General features: G+C 48.9%; 21 protein-coding genes. 8 read left to right on the forward strand and 13 right to left on the reverse strand.

Annotation, left to right across the window (positions count from 1 at the left end):
• Window positions 1-11: 11 nt before the first annotated feature.
• From XMA152_RS02815 to XMA152_RS02855, 9 genes are all read right to left on the reverse strand, one after another.
• Complete coding sequence (locus tag XMA152_RS02815) at window positions 12-689, reverse strand: tRNA-uridine aminocarboxypropyltransferase (protein WP_173481857.1); 678 nt, start codon at window positions 687-689, stop codon at window positions 12-14.
• Window positions 690-705: 16 nt separating this feature from the next.
• The gene (gene tatC / locus XMA152_RS02820) at window positions 706-1536 is read right to left on the reverse strand and encodes a twin-arginine translocase subunit TatC (RefSeq protein ID WP_173481856.1); all 831 of its coding nucleotides are present in this window, start codon (window positions 1534-1536) and stop codon (window positions 706-708) included.
• Window positions 1514-2014, reverse strand: a complete 501-nt coding sequence (gene tatB, locus XMA152_RS12795) for a Sec-independent protein translocase protein TatB (RefSeq protein WP_173481855.1) — start codon at window positions 2012-2014, stop codon at window positions 1514-1516. Before tatB ends, tatC begins: the two co-directional genes overlap by 23 nt.
• 6 nt (window positions 2015-2020) lie before the next feature.
• Window positions 2021-2266, reverse strand: a complete 246-nt coding sequence (gene tatA / locus XMA152_RS02830; RefSeq protein ID WP_173481854.1) for a twin-arginine translocase TatA/TatE family subunit — start codon at window positions 2264-2266, stop codon at window positions 2021-2023.
• Between the two features lie 50 nt (window positions 2267-2316).
• Entirely contained in the window at window positions 2317-2646 is a 330-nt protein-coding gene (locus XMA152_RS02835; protein ID WP_173482634.1) for a phosphoribosyl-ATP diphosphatase, read from the reverse strand.
• Complete coding sequence (gene hisI / locus XMA152_RS02840) at window positions 2639-3046, reverse strand: phosphoribosyl-AMP cyclohydrolase (protein WP_173482635.1); 408 nt, start codon at window positions 3044-3046, stop codon at window positions 2639-2641. Before hisI ends, XMA152_RS02835 begins: the two co-directional genes overlap by 8 nt.
• A gap of 9 nt (window positions 3047-3055) precedes the next feature.
• Window positions 3056-4684, reverse strand: a complete 1629-nt coding sequence (gene ubiB, locus XMA152_RS02845; protein ID WP_173482636.1) for a ubiquinone biosynthesis regulatory protein kinase UbiB — start codon at window positions 4682-4684, stop codon at window positions 3056-3058.
• Window positions 4685-4794: 110 nt separating this feature from the next.
• A complete protein-coding gene (locus XMA152_RS02850; protein WP_173481850.1) occupies window positions 4795-5427 on the reverse strand; it encodes a thiol:disulfide interchange protein DsbA/DsbL in 633 nt (210 codons plus the stop codon).
• Window positions 5428-5536: 109 nt separating this feature from the next.
• The gene (locus tag XMA152_RS02855; protein ID WP_173481849.1) at window positions 5537-6130 is read right to left on the reverse strand and encodes a cytochrome c; all 594 of its coding nucleotides are present in this window, start codon (window positions 6128-6130) and stop codon (window positions 5537-5539) included.
• Between the two features lie 199 nt (window positions 6131-6329).
• Here XMA152_RS02855 and yihA point away from each other — a divergent pair, with 199 nt between their 5' ends.
• Window positions 6330-6965 carry a ribosome biogenesis GTP-binding protein YihA/YsxC gene (gene yihA / locus XMA152_RS02860; protein ID WP_173481848.1) on the forward strand — a complete coding sequence of 212 codons (636 nt, stop codon included), beginning with the start codon at window positions 6330-6332 and terminating at the stop codon, window positions 6963-6965.
• A gap of 26 nt (window positions 6966-6991) precedes the next feature.
• Here yihA and polA read toward each other — a convergent pair whose 3' ends face one another.
• Window positions 6992-9748: a DNA polymerase I gene (polA, locus tag XMA152_RS02865; RefSeq protein ID WP_173481847.1), complete on the reverse strand. Its 2757-nt coding sequence runs from the start codon at window positions 9746-9748 to the stop codon at window positions 6992-6994.
• Between the two features lie 106 nt (window positions 9749-9854).
• On the opposite strand from polA, the gene XMA152_RS02870 reads away from it, so the two are divergent.
• Window positions 9855-10820: a homoserine kinase gene (locus tag XMA152_RS02870; protein ID WP_173481846.1), complete on the forward strand. Its 966-nt coding sequence runs from the start codon at window positions 9855-9857 to the stop codon at window positions 10818-10820.
• Window positions 10821-10886: 66 nt separating this feature from the next.
• Here XMA152_RS02870 and XMA152_RS02875 read toward each other — a convergent pair whose 3' ends face one another.
• On the reverse strand, window positions 10887-12056 hold the full coding sequence (locus tag XMA152_RS02875; RefSeq protein ID WP_173481845.1) for a GAK system CofD-like protein: 1170 nt from the start codon (window positions 12054-12056) through the stop codon (window positions 10887-10889).
• 131 nt (window positions 12057-12187) lie between these two features.
• On the opposite strand from XMA152_RS02875, the gene uvrD reads away from it, so the two are divergent.
• From uvrD to pstB, 6 genes are all read left to right on the forward strand, one after another.
• On the forward strand, window positions 12188-14392 hold the full coding sequence (uvrD, locus tag XMA152_RS02880) for a DNA helicase II (protein ID WP_173481844.1): 2205 nt from the start codon (window positions 12188-12190) through the stop codon (window positions 14390-14392).
• Window positions 14393-14548: 156 nt separating this feature from the next.
• Complete coding sequence (locus tag XMA152_RS02885) at window positions 14549-16099, forward strand: inorganic phosphate transporter (protein WP_217362113.1); 1551 nt, start codon at window positions 14549-14551, stop codon at window positions 16097-16099.
• Between the two features lie 171 nt (window positions 16100-16270).
• A complete protein-coding gene (locus XMA152_RS02890; RefSeq protein WP_173481842.1) occupies window positions 16271-17302 on the forward strand; it encodes a substrate-binding domain-containing protein in 1032 nt (343 codons plus the stop codon).
• Between the two features lie 69 nt (window positions 17303-17371).
• A complete protein-coding gene (gene pstC, locus XMA152_RS02895; RefSeq protein WP_173481841.1) occupies window positions 17372-18754 on the forward strand; it encodes a phosphate ABC transporter permease subunit PstC in 1383 nt (460 codons plus the stop codon).
• Window positions 18747-20054, forward strand: coding sequence for a phosphate ABC transporter permease PstA (gene pstA, locus XMA152_RS02900; protein WP_173482637.1), 1308 nt, complete (start codon window positions 18747-18749; stop codon window positions 20052-20054). Before pstC ends, pstA begins: the two co-directional genes overlap by 8 nt.
• 8 nt (window positions 20055-20062) lie before the next feature.
• Window positions 20063-20905 (forward strand): phosphate ABC transporter ATP-binding protein PstB, encoded by an 843-nt coding sequence (pstB, locus tag XMA152_RS02905; protein WP_173481839.1) that lies wholly within the window; start codon window positions 20063-20065, stop codon window positions 20903-20905.
• Here the strand turns inward: pstB and XMA152_RS02910 are convergent.
• Entirely contained in the window at window positions 20902-22413 is a 1512-nt protein-coding gene (locus XMA152_RS02910; protein ID WP_173481838.1) for an exopolyphosphatase, read from the reverse strand. The genes pstB and XMA152_RS02910 overlap by 4 nt on opposite strands.
• Window positions 22397-24466, reverse strand: coding sequence for a polyphosphate kinase 1 (ppk1, locus tag XMA152_RS02915; RefSeq protein ID WP_173482638.1), 2070 nt, complete (start codon window positions 24464-24466; stop codon window positions 22397-22399). Before ppk1 ends, XMA152_RS02910 begins: the two co-directional genes overlap by 17 nt.
• Window positions 24467-24566: the final 100 nt, after the last annotated feature.

Genomic DNA, 24566 nt, shown 5'->3' on the forward strand with positions numbered 1-24566 from the left:
GAAAAAAGAACTTAAACTAGTTCGCCTGTGTCACGATCACGCTTGGCTAATCGACCACGACTAGCGACGTAGTGCTGATTAAAGCGTTTGAAATAGGCATTGAGGTGGTTCGAGGCAGGTTCATCGCCTAACTGTTCAAGCAGTGCGATGGCAACTTCGGCGGTGCAGAGTTGTCCTTCATGAATCGCTTTGCGCAATCCATAACTCGACTCGCGCACTTCATCCAGACTGATCACTGGTAGATGTTGTAGGTAGTCAGAGTGGCGGAAGATCCTGCGCGCTTGTCGCCAGGTACCATCCAGCAGAATTAAAAGTGGCTTACCCGAACGTTGTTGGACCTCAACGGGCGTTGTCATTCGCTCGAGGTAGTCCTCTGCGGGTGGGAAGACAATGATAGGCTGATAAGAGGGATCGTTCAGTAAAGCTGTTAACTCGTCACCTGGCTCTTTGCGACCTTGCCACTCTATGACGCGGGTTTTAGCGATACTGTCGGCGATTAGCCTACCGGTATTGGTGGGTTTATAGGTTTCGTAGCGATGCATCAGCACCACAAACTCAACCTGTGATTCAACCTCAGATCGGTACTCACAGATACAGGCGGTGATTGGCAGACGGCAATGTTCACAGCGCTTTACATTAGCACCACGCGTAACAAAGGGTTTACGAGGGGGGTTGTCGATCTGAGGCATTGAGCAGCGTTAAAACTTAGCTTTTAGCGCTGCTATCAGTCTCTTCTGAGTCTGAACGGTTTGCATCGTCTTCGGCTTCGGCCGCGGCGAACTCATCTTCAAACTCCTCTTCATCCGTGTTGCGAACAAAGATACGGCCCATGATCAGACCTACTTCGAACAGCAGCCACATTGGCAGCGCGAGTAGTGATTGAGAGATGATATCTGGCGGTGTCAGCAGCATGCCGACAACAAAACAGCCAACGATCACATAGGCACGTTTTTCACCCAGTGACTGTGCAGTTGTCGCGCCTGACCAGATCAGTAACAGCGTTGCGATAGGGATCTCGAAGACCACACCGAAAGCGAAGAACAGTTTTAGAACGAAGTTCAAATAGCTGCTGATGTCCGTCATCACCGCAACGTTCTCTGGACCTACGCTGGTAAAGAAGCCAAATACCAGTGGGAAGACCACAAAGTAGGCAAAGGCAATACCGGCGTAGAAGAGGAAGATCGATGAGATCAGAAGAGGCACGGCAAGGTGCTTCTCATTTTCGTATAGACCCGGTGCGATGAAGCTCCAGATCTGATGCAGAATGTAAGGGATACCGATGAATACCGCTAACACCAATGCCAATTTAAAGGGCGCAAAGAACGGCGACGTAACGTCCGTCGCGATCATGCTGGTCCCTTCAGGCAGCAGCGCCGTCAGCGGTGCCGATAGGTAGGCATAAAGATCATTCGCGAAGTAGAAAAGCCCCGCAAAAATCACCAACACGAACAACACGATGCGCATGACGCGCTGGCGTAACTCGATTAGGTGGGCAATTAATGGCTGCTCTTTATCAGCTGTGTTTGTTTGGCTCATTCTGCTCTGTATTGTCCGCTAGCTGCTCAGCTGGTTCAGCAGTTACCGGCTCGGCAACATCTGATTCAGCGACTTGGGCAGCGCTCTCTTCTTGAGCGTTCTCTTCGGCTACGGCGGTTGGCTTGTAAGCTTCGTGAACGGAAGGGTCACTGGTAAATGAAGTTGGGTCAAAGTCGGTTTTGGGGGCGTCAGGTGCTGCTTTTTCTGCAGGCGAATCCTCACCAAAAGGACGCTGGAAAGATTCGGTAACATCACCAAGCTCTTTCTCTAGCTGATCTTTGCTCATCGCCGTGGTGCGTTTTAGCTCGTCAACGCGCAACTCTTCATTGATCTCGCGTTGAATCGAGCCAATAGAGCGGCGAATACGACCTACCCATAGGCCAACCGTGCGAGCTGCTGTCGGCAGTTTCTCTGGACCAAGTACGACCAGACCTACTACACCAACGATGAGCAGCTCGGCAAAACCGATATCAAACATCTTAAATTAAGACTTAGATTCGGTTTTATCTTCAGTTTTTTCAGCGTCTGCAGCTTTGAACTCTGCATCACTCTCTTGAGCGATTGATTTAGGCTCTTCTTTTGCGCCTTCATCAGACATTGCTTTTTTGAAGCCTTTTACAGCTGAACCTACGTCACCACCCAGGTTACGAAGTTTCTTAGTACCGAACAGCAGAATGATAATGCCGAGTACGATAACCAATTGCCAAATGCTGATACCACCAAAACCCATTACAGTTCTCCTAACGCGTTGTTGTTCTGTTTTAGTTTGTTATACACCTATTATTTGGTGCGATTAGCTTTTTCTTCAAGGCCTGACAGACCAAAACGTCGTGCCAGCTCCTCTAAAACCTGTTCCGGTGACACATCTAAGTGCTTTAACGCCACCATGGTATGAAACCAAAGATCAGCAGTTTCGTAGATTAGGTCCGAATTGTCACCACTCTTTTCTGCATCTTTAGCCGCAAGGATGGTTTCAGTCGCCTCTTCACCCACTTTCTCTAAGATTTTATTTAACCCTTTAGAGTAAAGACTGGCTACATAACTCGAGTCAGCTGACGCACCTTTACGTTCTTCAAGAATAGCGGACAGTTCGCCAATAACGTTATTCACCTTTGGTATCCTCTTTCGCATACAGCAGCGCTGGATCCTTCAGCACGTCCGTTTCAACTTGCCATTCGCCGGTCTCACTGTTGAGCTTACGGTAAAAACAGCTGCGGCGACCTGTGTGACAAGCCACTTCGCCAATTTGTTCAACACTCAACTGAATGACATCTGCATCACAATCCAAACGGATCGCGTGCAGCTGCTGAACATTACCCGACTCTTCACCTTTACGCCAAAGCTTTTGACGCGAACGCGACCAATAAATGGCACGCCCTTCGGCCACACTCAACTCTAATGACTCGCGGTTCACCCAAGCAACCATTAGGTTTTCACCGGTTTTGTAATCTTGAGCAATCGCCGGTACTAAGCCGCGATCATCCCACTTAATTTCATCTAACCAAGACATCTCTCTTTCCTATGCCCGCCACACAAGCAGCCAAGCCAAACCGGCTGGCAGCCAAGCATAACCGGGTAGGGATTCTACCCAAGCCAATACGGCCGGTTCTGCCAATGCTGTCGCAGCTGCTAAAGTGGCTGCCAGCAGCAGAGTACGGCGAGTATTGCGTGATCGCTGCTCTTGCGCTTGCTGCAAAGCCAGCATGCGTTGGAACTCTAACTCACCCGCTTGACGGTTTTGTTGCAAGTTATCAAAGACCAGTTGTGGAATTTGCGGTAACTTCTCAATCCAATCCGGTGCCTGCTGCTTGATATTCTTGATCATCGCTTTGACACCCATACGCTCTTTCATCCAGTTCTCTAGATAGGGTTTACCCGTTTTCCAAAGATCCAATTCTGGATAGAGCTGCCGACCCAGCCCTTCAATATTGAGCAAGGTTTTTTGTAGAAGAATCAGCTGAGGTTGCACGACCATATTAAAGCGACGCGCCGTCTGAAACAGTCCTAACAGCACCATTCCAAAGGATATGTCCTTCAATGGCTTTTCAAAAATCGGCTCACAAACACTGCGAATAGCGGTCTCGAAAGCGTGAACATTGGTATCAGCAGGTACCCAACCGGAGTCGATGTGTAGCTGTGCCACCAAACGGTAGTCGCGCTGGAAGAAGGCCAAAATATTACGGGCCAGGTAGCTCTGATCTTCAGGTGAAAGCGATCCCACAATACCAAAATCAACGGCAATGTATTGTGGGTCGTCAGGATTTTCACGCGACACAAAGATATTGCCTGGGTGCATATCAGCATGGAAAAAACTGTCACGGAAGACTTGGGTAAAGAAGATCTCTACGCCACGTTCAGCCAGCTTCTCCATATTGGTACCCTGAGCTTGCAAAGCGTCGACATCCGCTACAGGAATACCGGATATACGCTCCATCACCATGACGCTTTGACGCGTGAAGTCCCAATAAACTTCGGGCACGTAAAGAATATCTGAGTCGGCAAAGTTACGTCTTAGCTGAGTCGCATTGGCCGCCTCTTTACGCAGATCGAGCTCATCAAAGATGGTCTGCTCGTACTCTTCAACCACCTCAACGGGGCGCAGGCGCTTACCCTCGGACCAAAGATTCTGCACCATACGAGCCATGACATAGAGCAGCGCAACATCTTGGCGGATCACACGCTCAATACCAGGGCGAATCACCTTAACAACGACAGCACGGCCATCTTTCAGTCGGGCTGGATGAACTTGGGCAACGGATGCCGAGGCTAGGGGTTCGGCATCGAACTCTGCAAAAAGCTCATCGACACTGGCACCCAGTTGTTTCTCTATCAACTTACGCGCTTGTGCGCCTTCGAACGGAGGCACTCGATCCTGCAGAAGTGCCAACTCATTGGCGAGATCTGGCGGCAGCAAGTCACGTCGGGTTGATAGGGTCTGTCCAAACTTAATAAATACAGGACCTAAAGCGATCAATGCGCCGCGTAAACGCGCCTCAGAGCTGCCGTTGGCACGGAAGAAGAGACGCCAAGGCAAAAGCGTAACCACAAGGCGAAGGTACCAAGGCAAGCGGGTCGTGTTGATGAAGGTATCAAGACGAAAACGGGCGATAACCCAATAAATTTTGATGATTCTAAGAATGCTTTGCACGAAACGGCCGCCAGCACTGATCGATAATGAAGCCGCTATTATGCCACCTTAGAGGAGTATAAAAAAACAACTGCTCCAAAAGGAGCAGTTGTTAGAAGGTTATTGTGCCTTTATTGAGCGTTGCGCTCTTTCTCGATTAGGTGTTCTGCCACTTTCAACATGTTGGCGTGTGAGCCCGTTAGAGTAGAGGTGACTAAGTATTTACCGTTAACGATGATGCTGGGTACACCCTGAATCTGGTATCCACGGACACGCGCATCACTCTGCTTCAACTGCATGCCAACCGCAAAGGAATTGTAGGTCTTAAGGAAGTCCTGTTTCGACACGCCATGCTCTTCAAATACTTCAGCGATATCTTCTGGGCTGCGGAAACGACGACGTTCAACATGAATCGCATCAAACATCGCTTGGTGAACCTTATCTTTAACGCCCAATAGCTTACCTACGTAATATGCACGAGCGAGCGGCTCCCAACTGCGGCCAAACACAACCGGCATATTTTCAAACGTCACATCGTCTGCAAGCTTCTGGCTCCAAGCGTGAAGCATCGGCTCAAAGGCATTACAGTGCGGACAAGAGTAACCAAAGGCCTCAACCACCTCGATTTTGCTCGCATCCGCTGTCGGTACAGGCTGCTTAAGAACGGTGTAGTGCTCACCCGCTTTCCACTCTGTCGCATGAGCAAGTGTGGCGCCAAGCGACAAAACGGCAACAGCAAACAGATTGAATGAACGTCTTAACATGATTTAGTTCCTTGGAATTTATCTTTAATAACTAAAGTAATGGTCATGGCTGAATTGAAGCTGAAATCAAAAAAGGCAGCCGAAGCTGCCTCTTTATAGAAGTCTACGATTACTCGTATAGACCCTGGATGTAAGCGGCTACCGCTTTCATTTCGTTCTCTTTCATGTTCGCAGCGATCGTACGCATCATCGCGTTTGGATCGTTGTTACGCTCACCTGAGTAGAACTTCTTAAGCGTGCTCTCAGTGTATTGAGCGTGCTGACCCGCTAGAGCTGGGTAGCCTGCAGACGTAATGCCTTTACCTGCAGGACCGTGACAGGCAGTACACGCTGCAACGCCACTCTCTGGGTTACCTGCGCGGTAGATCTTCTGACCAAGCTCAACCAGTGCTGGATCTGCCTGACCACCAACCATCGTTTTACCCGCGTAGTGAGCGGCAATCGCAGCAAGCTCATCATCGCTCATCGCATCAAGAAGACCGGTCATTTCAGGAATAGCACGTGCACCTGACTTGATCTCTTTAAGCTGCTTTAGCAGGTATGGCTGGCCTTGGCCGGCAATCTTAGGAAAGTTACCCACCATACTGTTACCATCAGCACCGTGACAGCCAGCACATACAGCCGTTAATTGAGCGACATCTGCCGCATTCGATCCGCTAACCAGACCAACGCTGATCAACATTCCGAGTAATACTTTTTTCATGGCTCTCTACCCACATTTCATCTTTGAAAAGTTTGAAACCAGTGGTGCTGGCTTCGTCGAATCCGTTCAACGCGCTCGTTTTTTTCACTTTTGGTGGTTACGAGTTGACGACAGCGCTAAAATTGCGGTGCATTATAAACCTAATCATCTATAACGAAAACCGATAAACCCCGTACTTATATAGTACTAAAGGCCAGATATGACTGAAGAGTTAGAACAAATTCATTACAACACAGCACGTTTTCTTATAAGCGCAGCAAAACTCAGTCAGTGTCCAGAGGATGTCGGTGCAGAAGTTGCTTTCGCTGGGCGCTCCAATGCCGGCAAGTCGAGTGCCATTAACTCGCTAACCAATCAAAACAGTTTAGCGCGCACCTCAAAAACACCAGGTCGCACCCAGCTGATCAACTTTTTCGATCTGAATGTCGAAGGTGTGCGCATTGTCGACCTTCCTGGTTATGGCTATGCGAAAGTGCCGATCGCAATGAAAGAGCACTGGCAAAAGCATCTCGATGACTACCTACAGCGCCGTCAATGTCTGCGCGGGGTGGTACTGGTGATGGATATCCGCCATCCGATGAAAGAGTTCGATGAGATGATGATCGACTGGTGTGAATCTACGGGCGTGCCACTGCACATTCTGCTCACCAAAGCCGACAAGCTAAAACGCGGCCCAGCTCAGGCTACGTTGTTGAAAATTAAGAAAGAGACCAAAGAGCGTCTGGCCGACAAAGTCAGCGTACAGGTCTTTTCAGCACTGAAGAAAACGGGCGTTGATCAGCTACGTAACCGTTTAGACAGCTGGCTATTGCCAGAGCCGTTCGACGCAGAATAGAGCTAATTGTGTGAATGGGGGCAAGCTTAGTGCGCTTGCTCCCAGTTATCCCCGACACCCACTTCGACCAACAGCGGCACACTCAATTCAGCGGCCGACTCCATTAGACGTTTAATCTCAGCATTAAATGCATCAACCTGATCTTCAGCCACTTCAAAGACCAATTCATCGTGCACCTGCATGATCATTCTGGCATCAAAGCCGCTTTCTGTTAGCCAAGCATCTACCGCCAACATAGCGCGCTTAATGATATCGGCGGCGGTACCCTGCATCGGAGCGTTGATCGCAGTCCGTTCAGCCCCTTGGCGCAACATTGGGTTACGGGCGTTGATCTCTGGCAAGTAGAGACGGCGACCAAAGATGGTCTCAACGTACCCCTGCTCGCGCGCCATGTCGCGGGTGCTCTCCATGTAGTTTTGGACACCTGGGTAGGTTTCGAAATAGTGCTCAATGTAGGTCTGCGCCTCTTTACGCGACGTACCCAACTGCTTGGCCAAACCAAACGCAGACATACCGTAGATCAAGCCGAAGTTGATCGCTTTGGCACTGCGGCGCTGATCGGTGCTGACCTCATCCGGTGAGACCTTAAAGACCTCGGCAGCCGTCGCTTTGTGAATGTCATCGCCATTGGCAAAGGCATTGACCAATCCCGCATCGCCAGAGAGGTGCGCCATAATGCGCAGTTCGATCTGTGAATAGTCGGCCGCCACCATGCGGTAGCCCTCTGGAGCGACAAAGGCGTGTCGGATACGTCGACCTTCGGCCGTTCTAACCGGAATATTCTGCAGGTTCGGGTCAGTCGAAGAGAGACGTCCTGTAGCCGTCACCGCTTGATGGTATGAGGTATGCAGACGACCCGTATTGGGATCAACCATCGTCGGCAGCTTGTCCGTGTAGGTCGATTTCAATTTGGTTAGACCGCGGTGCTCAATAATCAGCTTGGGCAGTGGGTACTCCAGCGCCAACTCTTGCAGCACCTCTTCTGCCGTCGACGGGGCGCCTTTCGGAGTCTTCTTAATCACCGGCAGCCCCTGCTTTTCAAACAGAATGGTCTGCAGTTGTTTAGGTGAGGATAGATTAAACGGCTCACCCGCCGCTTCAAACGCGTCGTTCTCTAACACCTTAAGGCGCTGCTCGATCTCAGCACTCTGTTGCGCCAGCAGTACCGATTTAATCAGCGCACCGTTGCGTTCAATGCGTGACAGAACCGGAATCAGTGGAATCTCGATCTCGTCTAGAATCGGTTTCACCGAAGGCACTTCATTTAGAGCTTGCTGCAAGGTCTCATGCAGACGCCAGGTAATATCGGCATCTTCAGCGGCATAAGGGGCGGCCTGCTCTATCTCGATCTGATTAAAGGTCAGTTGCTTCTTGCCTTTACCCGCCAAGGATTCAAAGCTGATGGTACTCTCATCTAGATAGAACTTAGCCAAACTGTCCATATCATGGCGTGTCGCGGTGCTGTTCAGTACATAGGATTCCAGCATGGTATCGGCTGATACGCCTTGAACATTAATGCCATATCGCGCCAGCACATTCATGTCGTACTTAATGTGCTGACCCACTTTATTGAGGGAGGCATCCTCGAGCAGCGTTTTAAGCTCAGCTAACGCCCAATCAAAATTAACTTGCTCCGGCACGCCGACGTAATCATGGCCCAGTGGCAAGTAGGCCGCTTTGCCCTCTTCACAACAGAATGAGACACCCACTAACTGAGCTTGCATGTAGTTTAGGCTGGTCGTCTCGGTATCAAAGGCAAAGGTGCCCGCAGCGCGCAGTTTGGCAAACCACGCAGAGGCCGTCGCCTGATCCAAAATGGTTTCGTAGTGGCGTTCAACACTGGGCTTAGGAGCAACGGGCTCGTTTGAAGGCGCAGAGTCTTCAACAGCTTGCCCATCGGGGCCCTCTAATAGCGCCACCCATGAGCGGAACTCGTAATCCTTAAACAGCTCAATCAACGAAGCGTTATCAGGTTGCGGAAGGTGCACATCCGATAGAGAGATCGACAGTTCAACATCCGTTTTAATAGTCGCTAACAGATAAGAGAGCTCAGCCGCTTCACGATGCTCTTCAAGTTTCTTGGCCATGGTTTTAGAGCCACGGAAGGTTAGATCGGCAATCTTATCGAGATTTTGGTAGAGGTCACTGATACCGCCAATACCTTGCAGAAGCGCCAGTGCTGTCTTCTCGCCCACGCCAGGCACACCTGGAATGTTATCGACCTTATCGCCCATCAGAGCCAGATAATCGATGATCAATTCTGGGGGAATACCAAACTTTTCGACCACCCCGTCGCGATCCATCTTAGTGTCAGTCATGGTGTTGATTAGGGTGACCTTATCATCGACCAACTGCGCCATATCTTTATCGCCCGTTGAGATCACAACCTCTAAATTGTGCGCTTCGGCCTGGCGCGCCAGTGTACCGATCACATCATCCGCTTCGACGCCCTCTTCCACCAACAGTGGCAATCCCATTGCCTTAATAATGTTGTGAACCGGCTCAATTTGCTCACGCAGATCATCGGGCATCGGAGGACGCTGTGCTTTGTATTCAGGATAGATCTCATCACGGAAGGTTTTACCCTTAGCATCGAAGATGACCGCCACAGGAGAGTTTGGATAACTCTTTAGCAGACTGCGCATCATTGAGGTGACCAGTCGCACCGCACCGCTTGGACGTCCGTCGGATGTTCTTAAATCAGCCTGTTGTGACGCAAAGAAGGCGCGGAACAGATAAGAGGAGCCATCAACGAGAACTACGGGGGCTTTTGTGTCGGTCATAATAAGATATCTATTGTATTTTTAAGCAAGGCACACAATCATAGACAAAAGCGCTGCTGCACCCAAGCTTTAGCAGCAGATAGCCCCTGATCATTGAGAACCAACCATGGCTGTATACACTCAGGTGTCTGACACCGACCTCGACAAACTGCTCGCTGATTTTGATATTGGCCAGGCCGTGGCACTTAAAGGCATTGACGGTGGTATTGAAAACACCAACTTTTTCTTAACAACAGAAAAGAGCGGCCAGCAGGCGGAGTATGTACTCACTCTCTTTGAAGAGCTTGACAGAGATGAGGCACCTTTCTTTGTTGAACTGGGCAGCTGGCTAGCGAAACGTAATGTTCCCGTCTCTTATGCCATCGAAGATCGCAATGGCATTGGTCTGAAACAGATCTCAAAAAAACCGGCCATTATTCAACCGCGATACCCCGGTGCACACCTAAAACGCGAGCTTATGACGGCCAATCATTGTGCTCAAATCGGCACAGCCCTTGCACACTACCACCAAGCCTCTAAGGATTTTTATCTAAAGCGTCAGGCACACCGTGGGGTATTTTGGTGGCGCAGAGAGAGTGAACGACTCGCGCCTTTTATCGATTCAGAGTCTCGTGATCTGCTATCCGAAGAGGTCGCTCGGTTTGATGAGCTACGCGACACCTACACCAACCTGCCGATGGGCATTACCCATGGCGATCTTTTCCATGACAACGCGCTGTTCCATGAGGATAAGCTGACGGCAATTCTGGATATCTACAATGCGGCAACCGCCTACTGGCTCTATGACCTTGCGATTGTCGCCAATGATTGGTGTCTGGATGAGAATCTGCAGATTGATCCGGTGAGAGAGCAAGCGCTGTTAAAAGCCTATTCAGCGATTCGCCCCTTTAGTGCAGAAGAGCATGAGGTTTGGCCGCAGCTGACTCGTACCGCCGCGATGCGTTTTTGGCTATCACGCCTTGAGCCTTGGGTTGATGCCCAGCAAGGCAACGGCAGCGATAAGACACTGAAAGACCCTGATGAGTTTAAACAGGTGCTGATGCACCGAATTAAATCGCCGAGTCAGCTGTAGGAACGAATTTCTACATTTAAGAGAGTGGTGTCAGACCGAAGGTCATATATGGTCTGACCCATCTATCTATGCCAGTGATAATAAAGCTTCCGCCAACTTAATCTCGTCGTAGCGATCTGTGCGTTCAGGATTAGCCAGATCAACATCCAAAAGCTGAATGCCACGCTTACCAAGCCAGTTTAGAAACTCTGCATCAATGCCACTCAACAGTGTGGAATCGGTCAGCAGAATATCGATACAGCGCTCCGATCCACCTTGAAAACCACCGCCTGCATCTCGAGCAACAAATCGTTCCAACTGCTCAACCTGCTCCTGCAAGGTCATACCAAACTGCTCAGGATCCATACCTAAATTTGGGACATACACTTTGCTGGCAGGGTTATCCATGATCGCTTTACCCACCCCTTTGGGGAGTAGGTTAGCCAGAATACTGCTATAGAAACTACCGGGCGGGAAGACGACCAGATCTGCTGAATTGATCCAACCTCTCTCTTGATCAGCCAAATGCGATTCCGTGCCCTGCGGCAAATGCAGATCAAGTAAGGCGATACGCTCATTTAATGGCTGGGACTCTTTTCCTGTCATCCGATGCTGCCCGATGATCTCTCGCCCACTCTCTGTCGTCACTTTCAGTTCACCGCACTCGTCCGTAACAGTGCGTACTTGGCCTCTAACATGAACCAGACGACTAAACAGCAGAGCAATAGGATCTAATGATCGATTATGGCTCAGGTAGCCCCCCGCCAATATCAGATTACCAATACTGGCTCGCCTGAAGTCAAAATCCTTGGGGGCTGACTCAAGAAAGTAGTTTAAAAAATCACAAATAATGCTCTGAACTGGCTCGGGAATGGACTGAACGCGCCTGTCGTTGCGTTGTTGCATCGCCTCGACCCTTGCACGTAATAACGACTGTGATTCATCGGTCGGCAGGCGGTACGCAAACAGCTCGGTCACTTCAGGGTGACCGTCGAGTGAAGCGTCAGCTAACGCCATCATGCGGGAGCGCAAATCGCCAACAGCAGGCATATCAAATGCTTTTCGCAACACAGCGGAGCTGCCGCCAGAGTCAAAGGGGGTCACTAAATGAATAGAATTATGAGTGTATCGTTTGAGTATCTGCGAAAAGCCATTCAACGCAGTGCCACCGCTGAAAAAGAGCAGCCTCGGCCCGGTAACAGGGTTGGCTTGATACTCAGCCAAACGGGCAGTCGTATGGTCAGCAGATAAGGGCATTCACTACTCAATGAAGGTGGATATGTCATCCCAGTGTAAGTTTGCTGCGTAGGAATGCCAAGACTCCCATAATAATTATGCGTATACTGTACGCCCATTCAGTAATTTCTCTTTTTGAGCAGTGCGGCACTATGGATGTAACTCACATTATCGACTCCCTCAACGATGCGCAGCGTGAAGCGGTTACCGCGGATATTAGCAACCTTCTGGTGCTGGCCGGTGCAGGATCAGGCAAGACGCGTGTCTTGGTTCACCGAATCGCTTGGTTGATAGAAGCCGAGCAGATTTCACCCTATTCGATATTGGCGGTTACCTTTACTAATAAAGCGGCTAAAGAGATGCGTGGACGTATCGAGAGCCTGCTCAACGTCAATGTGCATGGCATGTGGGTCGGTACTTTCCACGGCTTGGCGCACCGACTGCTTCGCTCGCACTGGCAAGAGGCCGGGCTGCGTGAGAACTTCCAGATCATGGACTCCGATGACCAGTTACGTTTGGTTAAACGCATCTCTAAGGAGATGGGATTAGACGATTCACGCTGGCCGCCGAAACAGATTCAGTGGTACATCAATGCACAGAAAGATGAAGGGCTACGCAGTAAACATCTAGAGCGCACCGGTGACCTGGTACAAGACACCTTAATACGTGTCTATGAGGCGTATGAACAAGCCTGTGATCGCGGCGGCATGATCGATTTTGGTGAACTCCTGCTGCGCTGCCTTGAACTGCTGCGTGATAAGAACCCACAACTGCTGCAGCACTACAAAGAGCGCTTCCGTTACGTCTTAGTAGACGAGTTCCAAGACACCAACGCCATTCAGTACGCTTGGTTGCGCCTGCTCTGTCAGGGTGAACACAAACTGATGGCCGTGGGCGATGACGATCAGTCGATTTACGGCTGGCGTGGCGCACGTATTGAGAACATTCAAAACCTTGAGGCACACTTTGGTGGGCTTAAGACCATCAAGTTAGAGCAGAACTACCGCTCGACAGACAACATTCTGTCTGCGGCCAATGCCGTCATTCGCAACAACTTTGGACGACTGGGTAAGGAGCTGTGGACCGAGGGCAATCAAGGCGATCCTATCAGCCTCTACGCAGCCTTTAATGAACAGGATGAAGCGCGATTCATTGTCGATCGCATCGCACAGTGGGTATCGGATGGTAATCGTCGTGACGAGAGCGCCATTCTCTACCGTTCCAACGCACAATCCCGTGTGCTTGAGGAGATGCTGATCCGTGCCGCAATTCCCTATCGCATCTATGGCGGCCAACGATTCTATGAGCGTTTAGAGATTAAAAATGCCCTCGCCTACCTGCGCCTAATAGCCAACCGCGATGACGATACGGCGATGGAGCGCGTCATTAACGTGCCAACCCGAGGCATCGGCACCCGCACCATTGAAGAGGTACGCGATTACGCGCGAAGCCAAGGCATATCAATGTGGCGAGCCTCGAACGAGATTATCGAGCATAAGAAACTACCTGCACGTGCCGGCAATGCACTGCAGGCCTTCTTAGATCTGGTCAATCAGTTGACGGTTGATACAGAAGAGGCATCCCTGCAGGAGCGGACAGAACATACCATTCGCTTCTCTGGACTGATTGCTCACCATGAAAAAGAGAAAGGTGAAAAAGCTCAATCACGCATCGAAAACTTAGAAGAGCTAGTGACCGCAGCGCGCCAGTTTGAGCAGCAGTGGTCCCAGGAGGAGAACCCTGAGTTCCCTTCCGTGCTGGCAGCCTTTCTTGATCAAGCTGCACTGGATGCCGGTGAATCACAGGCGGATCCCAATACCGACAGCGTTCAACTGATGACACTGCACTCAGCGAAAGGCTTGGAGTTCCCGCTGGTCTTCCTATGCGGTATGGAAGAAGGCTTGTTCCCACACAGCATGTCGGCAGAAGAGCCCGGACGTTTAGAAGAGGAGCGCCGCCTCTGTTATGTAGGCATTACGCGTGCCATGCAGAAACTCTACATGACCTATGCTGAGTCCCGCCGACTTCATGGCCAAGACAACTACAACCGCCCTTCACGCTTCATTCAGGAGATTCCATTGGAGTTGATAGAAGAGGTGCGCCTGAATGCTAGCGTTCGCCGACCGCTTTCGAGTGGCTCGGATATGGAGGTCAGCTTCACACCACAATCCGCTTTTGCCAGCGAAGTACCCGATACTCAGCTCAGTTTAGGCCAGAGAGTCAATCACCCTAAATTTGGTGACGGCATGGTCATAAACTTTGAGGGGTCCGGCCCGAAGGCTCGAGTACAAGTGAACTTCGACTATGAAGGCACCAAATGGCTAGTCGTTGGTTTTGCTAATCTAACAACGCTGTGAATAAAACATTTCAGTTTGTTTAAAGAAAAATTACACCTGTGTAACATTCTTGTAACAAAAGTGTATTTAAATGGCGTCAACTTAAATTAGCGACTACTTTAAGTAGTGGTAAATCAATGAACCAAGCAAGAGGAGCTTCTCTTGGAAATTAAAGACATGAATAAGCTTGATAAAGCGACAGCATCTAACCGTGGCGATGTTATGCGCATCGGTTACGCCCTGCTCTTCCTAGTAGGTATTGTTCTCTTTATCTCAGCACAAGTTGGGGATATCCCAGGAAGTTACATCCTTGTCATTGCCGCAATGATCGGTGGTTACATGGCAATGAACATTGGTGCTAACGACGTAGCCAATAACGTGGGCCCAGCAGTAGGTTCAAAGGCGCTTACCCTAACAGGCGCTATCATTATCGCGGCTATCTTTGAAGCATCGGGTGCTTTAATCGCCGGCGGTGACGTTGTCAGCACAATCAAAAAAGGGATCATCAACCCAGAAGTGATTGGTGATGCTGATACCTTTATTTGGTTGATGTTAGCCGCACTTCTAGCGGGTGCGTTATGGCTTAACCTAGCAACAGCTGTTGGTGCTCCTGTCTCTACTACTCACTCTATTGTTGGTGGTGTATTGGGTGCTGGTATCGCTGCAGGCGGTTTTGGTATTGCTAACTGGGACAAGATGGGCGCGATCGCAGCAAGCTGGGTGATCTCACCTGTACTTGGCGGCCTGATTGCAGCTGGTTTCCTATACCTAATCAAACGCACCATTACTTATAAGTCGGACATGCGTGTTGCAGCTAAGAAGATGGTACCTCTGCTGATCATGTTGATGGCTTGGGCATTCTCGACCTACCTAGCACTTAAAGGCGTTAAGAAGCTGATCAAACTCGATTTTGTGACAGCTCTACTGATCGGTCTAGCCATTGCGGTAGTTATTTACTTCATTGTTAAAGGTCTGGTAGCTAAAGCAGCTGACCGCCTGGATAACGATAAAGCGGGTGTTAACCAACTGTTCACCATTCCTCTAATCTTCGCTGCAGCACTACTAAGTTTCGCACACGGTGCAAACGACGTTGCAAACGCCATTGGTCCACTAGCGGCGATCAACGATGCGATCGTTAACCACGGCATTTCAACGAAAGCAGCGATCCCACTTTGGGTCATGATGATCGGTGCTCTAGGTATCGCGTTGGGTCTAGCACTATTTGGTCCAAAACTGATCAAAACCGTTGGTTCTGAGATTACTGAGTTGGATCAGACACGTGCATTCTCTATCGCTATGGCGGCAGCGATCACGGTTATCATCGCTTCTCAGCTAGGTCTTCCAGTCTCTTCAACTCACATTGCTGTGGGCGGTGTATTCGGTGTGGGCTTCCTTCGTGAGTACTTGAAATCAAGCCACGCTCGCATGATCAACGAGATCAAATCGCACCACCAAGGTGCTGATCAAGAGGAAGTGGAAGAGTTTCTTGCTAAGTTTGAAAGTGCATCAATCGATGACAAAGCTAAAATGCTTAAGCAACTTAAGAAGAAAACAGCCTCTGCAGAACTAAGCAAAAAAGAGCGCAAGCAGCTTAAGAAAGCGTACAAACAGGAGCTGGTTAAGCGTTCAGCTGTTTACAAAATTGCCGCTGCATGGGTTATTACAGTTCCAGCATCAGGTACATTGGCGGCGATTCTGTTCTACGTAATCCGTGGAATCATGGTCTAATAAACGCCAAACTATCCATCAAAAAGCCCCTTCGTGGGGCTTTTTTGCGTCTTATATCTATCATTAAATTGTCATAAACGCTTCACAGAGTTGTAACAAAGCAAGCGCCTAATAGTTATCAAAGAGGTAAGCGACAGCCTACCGACTGATTTAGAAACTAAGGAGTTTGAAATGTTCCTACGACTCGCAACAACAGCTGCTACTTTAACCGCTCTAATGAGCACTCCAGCAATGGCCCGAGATAACGTGAGCATCGCTGGTTCATCTACCGTTCTTCCATTCGCAACAATCGTTGCTGAGCGTCTAGGTCGTAACCCAGCGTTCAACACACCTGTTGTTGAATCAGGCGGTTCTTCTGTTGGTAAAAAAGGCGTTTGTGACGGCATCGGTACTGAGTTCATCGATATCGGTAACGCTTCTTCACGCATGAAGAGTGGCGAACTAGAGTACTGTGATGCAAACGGCGTGAAGATCACTGAGATCAAAGTCGGCTACGACGGTATCGTATTTGCTAACTCTAAAGACGCTGCTCAACTAGAGATCTCTCGCTCAGACCTTGGTAAAGCCTTAACAGCTAAAGTGGCCGTTAACGGTGAGCTAGTTGATAACCCATTCAAAACTTGGAAAGACGTTAACCCAGCGCTTCCAAATGTTGCAATCCGTGTCTACGGTCCACCAACGACTTCTGGTACTCGTGCATCATTCGCTGAAATCATCAACGAAAAAGCGTTCTGTAAAAAAGACGACGAGATGAAAGCAGCACTAAAAGCAGCAGGCAAAAAAGCAAAGTCTTGTCGTGCGATGCGTACTGACGGTGCGTACATCGAAGCTGGCGAGCAGGACAACCTGATCGTTCAAAAGCTGCAAGAAGACTCAGAAACTTTCGGTATTTTCGGTTTCTCTTACCTTGATCAGAACTCTGACACTCTACAGGGTGCGAAACTGGATGGCGTAGCACCAACATTCGAAGCGATTGCTGACGGTTCTTACAAAGCATCACGCGCACTGTTCATGTACGTTAAACACCAGCACGTTGGTGTTGTACCAGGCATTGCTGAGTACATGACTGAGTGGACTAAACACTGGGACGAAGATGGCATCCTAGCGGACGCAGGCATGATCCCAATGCCAACTGCAGAACGTGAAGAGATGGCTGCTCGCATGACAGCACTGCCAGTTCTTACTGCTGATGCTCTTAAGTAACCCAATCCTAGATTGAAATTAATCCGGCCTGTATTACAGGCCGGATTTTGCAGCATTTGAGATACTGAAATGACACTGACTTCGTTGCTAATTATTTTAACAGTCATCAGTCTCGCCTTTTACTTCATAGCTAAAAGGACGGTTCTTATCGCTCGATCAAATGGGCAGGTATTCCACTCACTTCCGAACTACTATGGCCTTTGGGCTGGCTCTTTAGCCTTCTTCCCAGCGGTTGTTGTATTGATTCTCTGGTCTATCATCGATATTCAGCTGTTCCAGAGCTGGGTGCGTGATTTCTATCCTCCTGAAATCCTTGCTGCCGGTGGCTCACAAGCCATTGTGGCGCTCGCCAAGGTAGAAAACATAGTCGCAGGCATCCGTTTTGGTGAACCTGAAGCATGGGTTCTGCAAGCAGGAGATGCTTGGATTGGCTGGGCTGCAACCTCTACGATGCTGAAATCAGCCGTGGTATTAGGCCTAGCAACTGTGTGTGGTCTAATCGCTTACCGTCAGATCGATTCCGATTTTCGTGCACGTAACGGTGTAGAAAAGCTGATCTCATACGGTCTGATTGCAGCATCGACTATCGCGATACTAACAACCATTGGTATCGTACTGTCTGTACTGTTTGAAACCATTCGATTCTTCCAACTGGTACCGCCAACTGATTTCATCTTTGGTACTGAGTGGAACCCTCAATTCGAAGGCGCAGAGCGCGCTGGTTCGGGTGGCGGTGAAGCGAAATACGGTATGCTTCCGATGTTTGCCGGCACCTTGTTGATCTCATCTATCGCGATCATTGTTGCAGTGCCTGTAGGTTTAGCCAGTGCGGTCTACCTAGCAGAGTACGCGTCACCTAAAGTGCGATCTACTGTTAAACCGCTTCTTGAGATTCTAGCCGGTGTACCCACCGTTGTTTACGGCTTCTTCGCAGCCTTGACCGTTGCACCTGCCATCAAAGGCTTTGGTGAATCTTTAGGCCTTACCGTTGCGTCTGAATCAGCACTCGCGGCAGGTCTCGTCATGGGCGTAATGATCATTCCATTCGTCTCATCTCTTTCTGATGACGTGATCAATGCGGTGCCTCAATCACTTCGTGATGCAGCTTACGGATTGGGCTCGACTAAGAGCGAAACCACCCGCCAAGTGGTACTTCCTGCGGCCCTACCAGGTATTGTGGCGGCCGTTATTCTCGCAGTGTCTCGTGCAGTGGGTGAGACCATGATCGTCGTAATGGCTGCGGGCCTAGCGGCCAACCTTTCGTTCAACCCTCTCGATGCTGTCACAACCGTGACATCTCAGATCGTTACAATTCTGGTCGGTGACCAAGAGTTTGAGTCGGCGAAAACACTATCAGCATTTGCGCTATCTACAATGCTGATTATTTTGACCTTGGGTCTAAACTTCTTCGCCCTTCAAATTGTTAAGAAGTACAGGGAACAATATGACTAACAAGGCATTCAAGGGCCTCTCACCTCAAGAGGCGACTGCGCGCGTTGAAGCGTCACTGAAACAACGTCGCAAGAAGGAGAAACGCTTTCGTCTGATGGGCTTATCGGCTGTCGGTCTAGCGTTAACCTTCCTAGTCGTTCTGTTCTCGGGCATCTTAACCAAAGGCCTGCCAGGCATGTTCCAGCACTACGTGCAGCTGGATGTAGTATTGGACAAAGCGCGTCTTGACCCACAAGGTGATATGTCAGATGCCTCGCTTTTCTCGGGCGATGCCGACAAAATCATTTTAGAAGCCTCACTCGCCTCTATTGGTGAAGAGGGTGGCCGTAAAACTAAGAAGGCCCTTCGTAAGATGGTCTCTTCGGGTGGCTCACAGCGCCTGATCGATTTCGTGAAGGCTAACCCTGAATTGATGGGCACAACGCAAACCATTAAGTTTGCTGTGGATGATGATATCGACTCGTTCCTGCGTGGATTCATTAAACGTGAAACCCCTGAGAAAGATCGCCGTATCAACGACTTCACCATTGAGATCGTAGACAAGTGGCAAGAGGCCGGTTTAATCAGCTACGAGTTAAGTGACTACCTGTTCTTCGGTTCTGCATCGCGTGATGCAGAGATGGCAGGCATCAAAGGAGCGCTTTTTGGATCGCTCCTGACCCTGGCTATCTGTGTCAGCATCGCCTTCCCTCTTGGGGTTGCAGCAGCCGTCTATCTTGAAGAGATTGCTCCGAAAAACCGCTGGACTGAGATCATTGAGATCAATATCAACAACCTAGCGGCAGTGCCTTCAGTGGTGTTCGGTATCATGGGCTTGGCGATCTTCATCGTCACCTTTGGTATGCCACGATCTATTCCGCTAGTGGGCGGTATCGTACTGGCACTGATGACTCTGCCGACGATTATCATCTCCTCGCGCGCGGCGATTCGTGCAGTACCGCCGAGTATTCGTGATGCCGCACTGGGTATTGGCGCGTCGAAAATGCAGACCATTTTCCACCATGTCATCCCATTGGCGATGCCGGGTATGCTGACGGGTACCATCATTGGTATGGCGCAAGCTCTAGGTGAGACCGCACCACTGTTGATGATTGGTATGGTCGCCTTCATTGTTGATATTCCTGGTGGCTTTACCGACCCTGCGACAGTATTACCGGTTCAAATCTTTATGTGGGCTGACTTTGCAGAGCGAATGTTTATTCAGAAAACCAGTGCTGCAATCATCGTACTACTGGCCTTCCTTATCACGATGAATGCTGCTGCAATCTTGCTTCGTAAGAAGCTAGAGCGTCGTTGGTAAGCGAAAAAATGAACGAATCTAAAGACTTAAACAATTCAACGGACAAGAAGATGGAAAACAGTAATATCAAAACGACGGGTAATGTGTTTGTTGAAAACCCGCGCATGACTGCTCGTAATGTTGACGTTTACTACGGCGACAAACATGCCATCAATGATGTCACCATCGATATTGGTGAGCAGGAAGTCATTGCTTTCATCGGCCCATCCGGCTGTGGTAAATCAACCTTCCTTCGTACCTTGAACCGTATGAACGATACCATCGATATCTGTCGAGTAGAGGGTACTATCGCATTGGATGGCCAGGATATTTACGCGCCATCCGTGGACGTTGTACCACTTCGTGCGCGTGTCGGCATGGTTTTCCAAAAGCCAAACCCATTCCCTAAATCGATCTACGACAACATTGCTTACGGTCCTCGTATTCATGGCTTAACGAAAAGCAAAAGTGAATTGGACGACATCGTAGAGTCAGCACTAGAGAAAGCGGGCCTTTGGAACGAAGTTAAAGATCGTCTAGATCAACCGGGTACAGGCCTATCGGGCGGTCAACAGCAGCGTCTATGCATCGCACGCGCTATTGCGGTAAGCCCAGAGGTCATTCTTATGGATGAGCCTTGTTCCGCACTGGACCCTATTGCGACAGCAAAGGTTGAAGAGTTGATCGAAGAGCTTAAAAGTCAGTACACCATCGTTATCGTCACGCACTCAATGCAACAGGCAGCGCGTGTCTCTGATCGTACAGCCTACTTCCACCTGGGTGATCTGATTGAGGTGGGTAATACTGAACAGATCTTCACCAACCCATCACACCAGCTAACGCAGGATTACATTACAGGCCGTTTTGGTTAGAGCAGAAATTCAATTCGCATATCGATGCCGTACTGTTTACAGAAAGACTCTTCCCGCTCCAGATCCGCAATCAGGAGTGGATATTCATCACTGACCTCTGCATCTAATGAGAGGGTGAGTCGTTCGCCATCGAATTCAATTTTAGGTACTTCAGGGTACTCGCTGCTTCGACTTAGGTGCCAGATAACAGAGATACGTAAAATCAGAATCAACGCGATGGCATGTTTTTTGGATAGCATGCCAAGGTTGGTCACTAGGGACTTTTTAATCTTTTTACGATGCAATCGAACCATTAGCGCGACCAGCTTTTGCTGGTCGAAACTAAAACCGGCTAGGTTTGAATGCTCTAAAATATAGGCTGAATGCTTCTGCAAACCACTTGAATTTAGGTTGAGTCCTACCTCATGTGTCAGTGCCGCATATTGCAGGTAACGACGAGTAAAAACCGGAAGTCGTAATTCTGGAGCTAACTGCCGCCAAAGTTTCGTTGCGGTATCACTGACTCGCTCCGCATGCTTGGTATCAACGTGGTAACGTGCCATCAATGAGCGAATCGCACGCGTTCTAGTATCCTGCTGATCACCCGATGACGCCGTAAACTCTCCCAGCAAACCTTCACGTAACGCACCAGAGGAAAACTTGGCTTGCTCAATCTCGAGGCTAGAGAAAACGGCATCTAGAATCGCCAAACCACCAGCGAAAATCTGCAATCGTTGCTCACTAATGCCTTTTACAACTTTACTGGATAACTCATTTTTGACGACTAATTTACGTAAGGCTTTTATCGATTTAGCGGAAATCTCTTTCGGATCATAGCCCAAGTTTTCACTGGCTGTCGCTATCGCTTGTGCTGAACCTGAAGTACACCGGACTTGATTCCAACCGATGGATGCAAAGAGGGCAGAAAAGCGTTCCAGCTGCTGTTGCGCATAGAGCTTCGCTTTTTTATAAGAGGCCTTATCAACGCCTTTACTGAAGAAGGCCTCGGTAAAACTCACCGAACCCATAGTATGAGAGCGACCTAACTCCAAGCTATTCTCACGACCGAGTGCAACCTCAGTGGACCCGCCACCAATATCAATGACCAAGGTGTTACCCGCTAAGTGCTCTGAACTTGAAACACCCAAATGAACCAGGCGAGCCTCTTCTTGACCACTGATAATCTCGATGGGGTATGGAAAGACTTGTCTAGCAGAGGCAAGAAATTCACTGCGATTCTTAGCAATTCGCAAGGTGTGTGTACCGACCACGCGCACAGTACAGTTTGGAAAGGGCGTTAGTTGTTCAGCAAATGTCTTGAGTACTGCGACTCCTCGTTCGATAGCCTCTTCAGAGAGGTTATTTTTAGCGTCTAAACCCTCAGCCAAGCGAACACGCTCTTTGTGTTTAAAAAGGGGCTGCACATCATCGTGAAGTTGACGCACGACCAACATGTGAAAACTATTAGAACCTAGATCAATCGCTGCAAAGTGTCGTGATTCAGATTCAGAGTTATGCTTGTCGTTCACGAGAGCGCTCCAGCTGTTTTAAGTAGTCGTAAATCGCCATCTGTGAGCGTATTTTCTTACGATTGCCACGAGTGACGTATTGATTGGCCTGCTCCGGGTCTAAGGCTCTAGCCTTAGTGTTATCTCGCCATTGTAGGTCGAGCTGGTCCTTAATGAGCTTACGAACATTTTTATCCAAAATTGGGCAACCGACTTCAATTCGGTGGTCGATGTTGCGAGTCATCCAGTCAGCAGAAGTTAAAAACATCTTTCGTTTACCACCAGCATAAAACAGTGACACACGAGCATGCTCAAGATAGCGATCGACAATACTGATGATTTTGATATTGTCACTCACGCCTGGTATACCGGCTAAAATGTTACACATTCCGCGAACAATTAGACGTATTTTGACTCCCGCCTGGCTCGCTTCATAAAGTTTATTAGAGAGTCCTTCGTCGACTAGATTATTCACTTTCAAAAAGATCTCGGCACGGTTGCCATTGCGTGCCGCTTCAATCTCATCATCAATCAATTGATTGATTGGGTCACGGCTGTAATTTGGACTAACTTGAAGATGTTTGAACTTGAAATTTTTGTAAGGATTGATAATAAAATCAAAGACTTTATCGAGCTCTTCTGTAATCTCAGGTCGTTTAGTAAACAGACCAAAATCAGTGTAAATTCGAGCAGTTTTCTCGTTCAAGTTACCCGTACTGATGTAACCATAAGCAACCTCTTCACCCTCCTCTTCTCGGACGACGTGAATTATTTTTGCATGACACTTAAGTGAGGCAACACCAAACTCAACAACAACCCCTGCCTCAGTAAGTTCACGTGCCCATTCAATATTCGCCTCTTCATCAAATCGTGCACTGAGTTCGACAATGACAATCACTTTTTTACCGTTCTTAACAGCCTCGATCAGTGATTTGAGAATCTGACTATTGTTCGCTACTCGATAAACCGTTACCTGTATCTGCTTAACAGCGGGATCGAACGACGCCGCACGCACAAAATCAGTCAAATAACGAAATTTATAGTAGGGGTAGTGGAGCAGAATGTCCTCTTTAGAGATCGCTTCGAATACATTCGATGCACTATCAAATTGATGACTATTCAGAGCCGAGAGCTTTTCGTTCTCTAGATAGCGAGGACCAACATTTGGAAAATTAATAAAGTCTTTAAAGTTTCGATAACGTCCGCTCGCAGTGGTTTCCGCATCGGGTTGTAGCCCCAAATTCTCACACATGAAGTCAAACATGTAATCAGGCATCATTTCGTCATAGACCAGTCGCACAGGCCTATTCGTATCACGCTGTTTGATGCCTTGAGACATTTTCTCTAGTAGGGATAACTCAACATCACGCTCTAAGTCATAATCCGCATCTCGCGTCACCTTAACGGCAAACATTTCGGTCGAGTCAAAATCGATAAATCCATCAAAGATATCGTCAACGCAATAGCGAATGGCGTTATCGAGCACGATGATTGGCTTTCGCCGCTGACCTTTGATTCGAGGCAGTTGGATAAATCGGTTGGTTTTATCAGAAGGAATTTCAAGAAGTGCATACTGAACTGAAGTCCCTTTTTTTAGGGCACACATCAGGTACGCATCTTCGTCATTCATGACGCTAGCAAGCTTGGTGTTCTCATTCACTAAGATGGGTGTGATGTGGTGCAGGACCTCATCTCGGAAGTATTTCCGTAACCAGCCACCCTCTTTCTCGTTCAACTGATCGTTATTGATCAGAAAGATATTGCGACGGGCGAGTCCCTTGATGACATCAATGTGGATGTCATTAAAACGATCTGCGAGAGTTTGTACCTTCTCATTCACTAGATGTAACAGATTTTCAGCCGACATCCCTTTGGGTTCGACCTTGCCTAGTTGCTCAAGACGTAGGCGACGGTGCAAGTCTGCAACCCGAACTCTGAAAAACTCATCTAAATTGCTGGAGTAAATACCCAAAAAACGGACACGCTCAATGATGGGTACGTTTACATCCGCAGCTTCCTGCAGTACGCGTTCATTGAACGATAACCAACTTAACTCTTTTTCAATTAACTGCATTGCGTGTCCATTGGGCTTATCTCAACAGCCTAAAAAGCTGATTTCTTTGATAATCATAAGTTTTATCGCAAGGTAAGCCTACCCTTTAGAGATATATTTT

This window comes from Marinobacterium sp. xm-a-152 (assembly GCF_013282965.1).
Classification (GTDB): Bacteria; Pseudomonadota; Gammaproteobacteria; order Pseudomonadales; family Balneatricaceae; genus Marinobacterium_E.

What these genes read in the sequence shown, in the direction of transcription:
- XMA152_RS02815 (WP_173481857.1), bottom strand. Translation starts at nt 689, where the DNA reads ATGCCTCAGATCGACAACCCCCCTCGTAAACCCTTTGTTACGCGTGGT.
- tatC (WP_173481856.1), bottom strand. Translation starts at nt 1,536, where the DNA reads ATGAGCCAAACAAACACAGCTGATAAAGAGCAGCCATTAATTGCCCAC.
- tatB (WP_173481855.1), bottom strand. Translation starts at nt 2,014, where the DNA reads ATGTTTGATATCGGTTTTGCCGAGCTGCTCATCGTTGGTGTAGTAGGT.
- tatA (WP_173481854.1), bottom strand. Translation starts at nt 2,266, where the DNA reads ATGGGTTTTGGTGGTATCAGCATTTGGCAATTGGTTATCGTACTCGGC.
- hisI (WP_173482635.1), bottom strand. Translation starts at nt 3,046, where the DNA reads ATGTCTTGGTTAGATGAAATTAAGTGGGATGATCGCGGCTTAGTACCG.
- XMA152_RS02850 (WP_173481850.1), bottom strand. Translation starts at nt 5,427, where the DNA reads ATGTTAAGACGTTCATTCAATCTGTTTGCTGTTGCCGTTTTGTCGCTT.
- XMA152_RS02855 (WP_173481849.1), bottom strand. Translation starts at nt 6,130, where the DNA reads ATGAAAAAAGTATTACTCGGAATGTTGATCAGCGTTGGTCTGGTTAGC.
- yihA (WP_173481848.1), top strand. Translation starts at nt 6,330, where the DNA reads ATGACTGAAGAGTTAGAACAAATTCATTACAACACAGCACGTTTTCTT.
- polA (WP_173481847.1), bottom strand. Translation starts at nt 9,748, where the DNA reads ATGACCGACACAAAAGCCCCCGTAGTTCTCGTTGATGGCTCCTCTTAT.
- XMA152_RS02870 (WP_173481846.1), top strand. Translation starts at nt 9,855, where the DNA reads ATGGCTGTATACACTCAGGTGTCTGACACCGACCTCGACAAACTGCTC.
- XMA152_RS02875 (WP_173481845.1), bottom strand. Translation starts at nt 12,056, where the DNA reads ATGCCCTTATCTGCTGACCATACGACTGCCCGTTTGGCTGAGTATCAA.
- uvrD (WP_173481844.1), top strand. Translation starts at nt 12,188, where the DNA reads ATGGATGTAACTCACATTATCGACTCCCTCAACGATGCGCAGCGTGAA.
- XMA152_RS02885 (WP_217362113.1), top strand. Translation starts at nt 14,549, where the DNA reads ATGAATAAGCTTGATAAAGCGACAGCATCTAACCGTGGCGATGTTATG.
- XMA152_RS02890 (WP_173481842.1), top strand. Translation starts at nt 16,271, where the DNA reads ATGTTCCTACGACTCGCAACAACAGCTGCTACTTTAACCGCTCTAATG.
- pstC (WP_173481841.1), top strand. Translation starts at nt 17,372, where the DNA reads ATGACACTGACTTCGTTGCTAATTATTTTAACAGTCATCAGTCTCGCC.
- pstA (WP_173482637.1), top strand. Translation starts at nt 18,747, where the DNA reads ATGACTAACAAGGCATTCAAGGGCCTCTCACCTCAAGAGGCGACTGCG.
- pstB (WP_173481839.1), top strand. Translation starts at nt 20,063, where the DNA reads ATGAACGAATCTAAAGACTTAAACAATTCAACGGACAAGAAGATGGAA.
- ppk1 (WP_173482638.1), bottom strand. Translation starts at nt 24,466, where the DNA reads ATGCAGTTAATTGAAAAAGAGTTAAGTTGGTTATCGTTCAATGAACGC.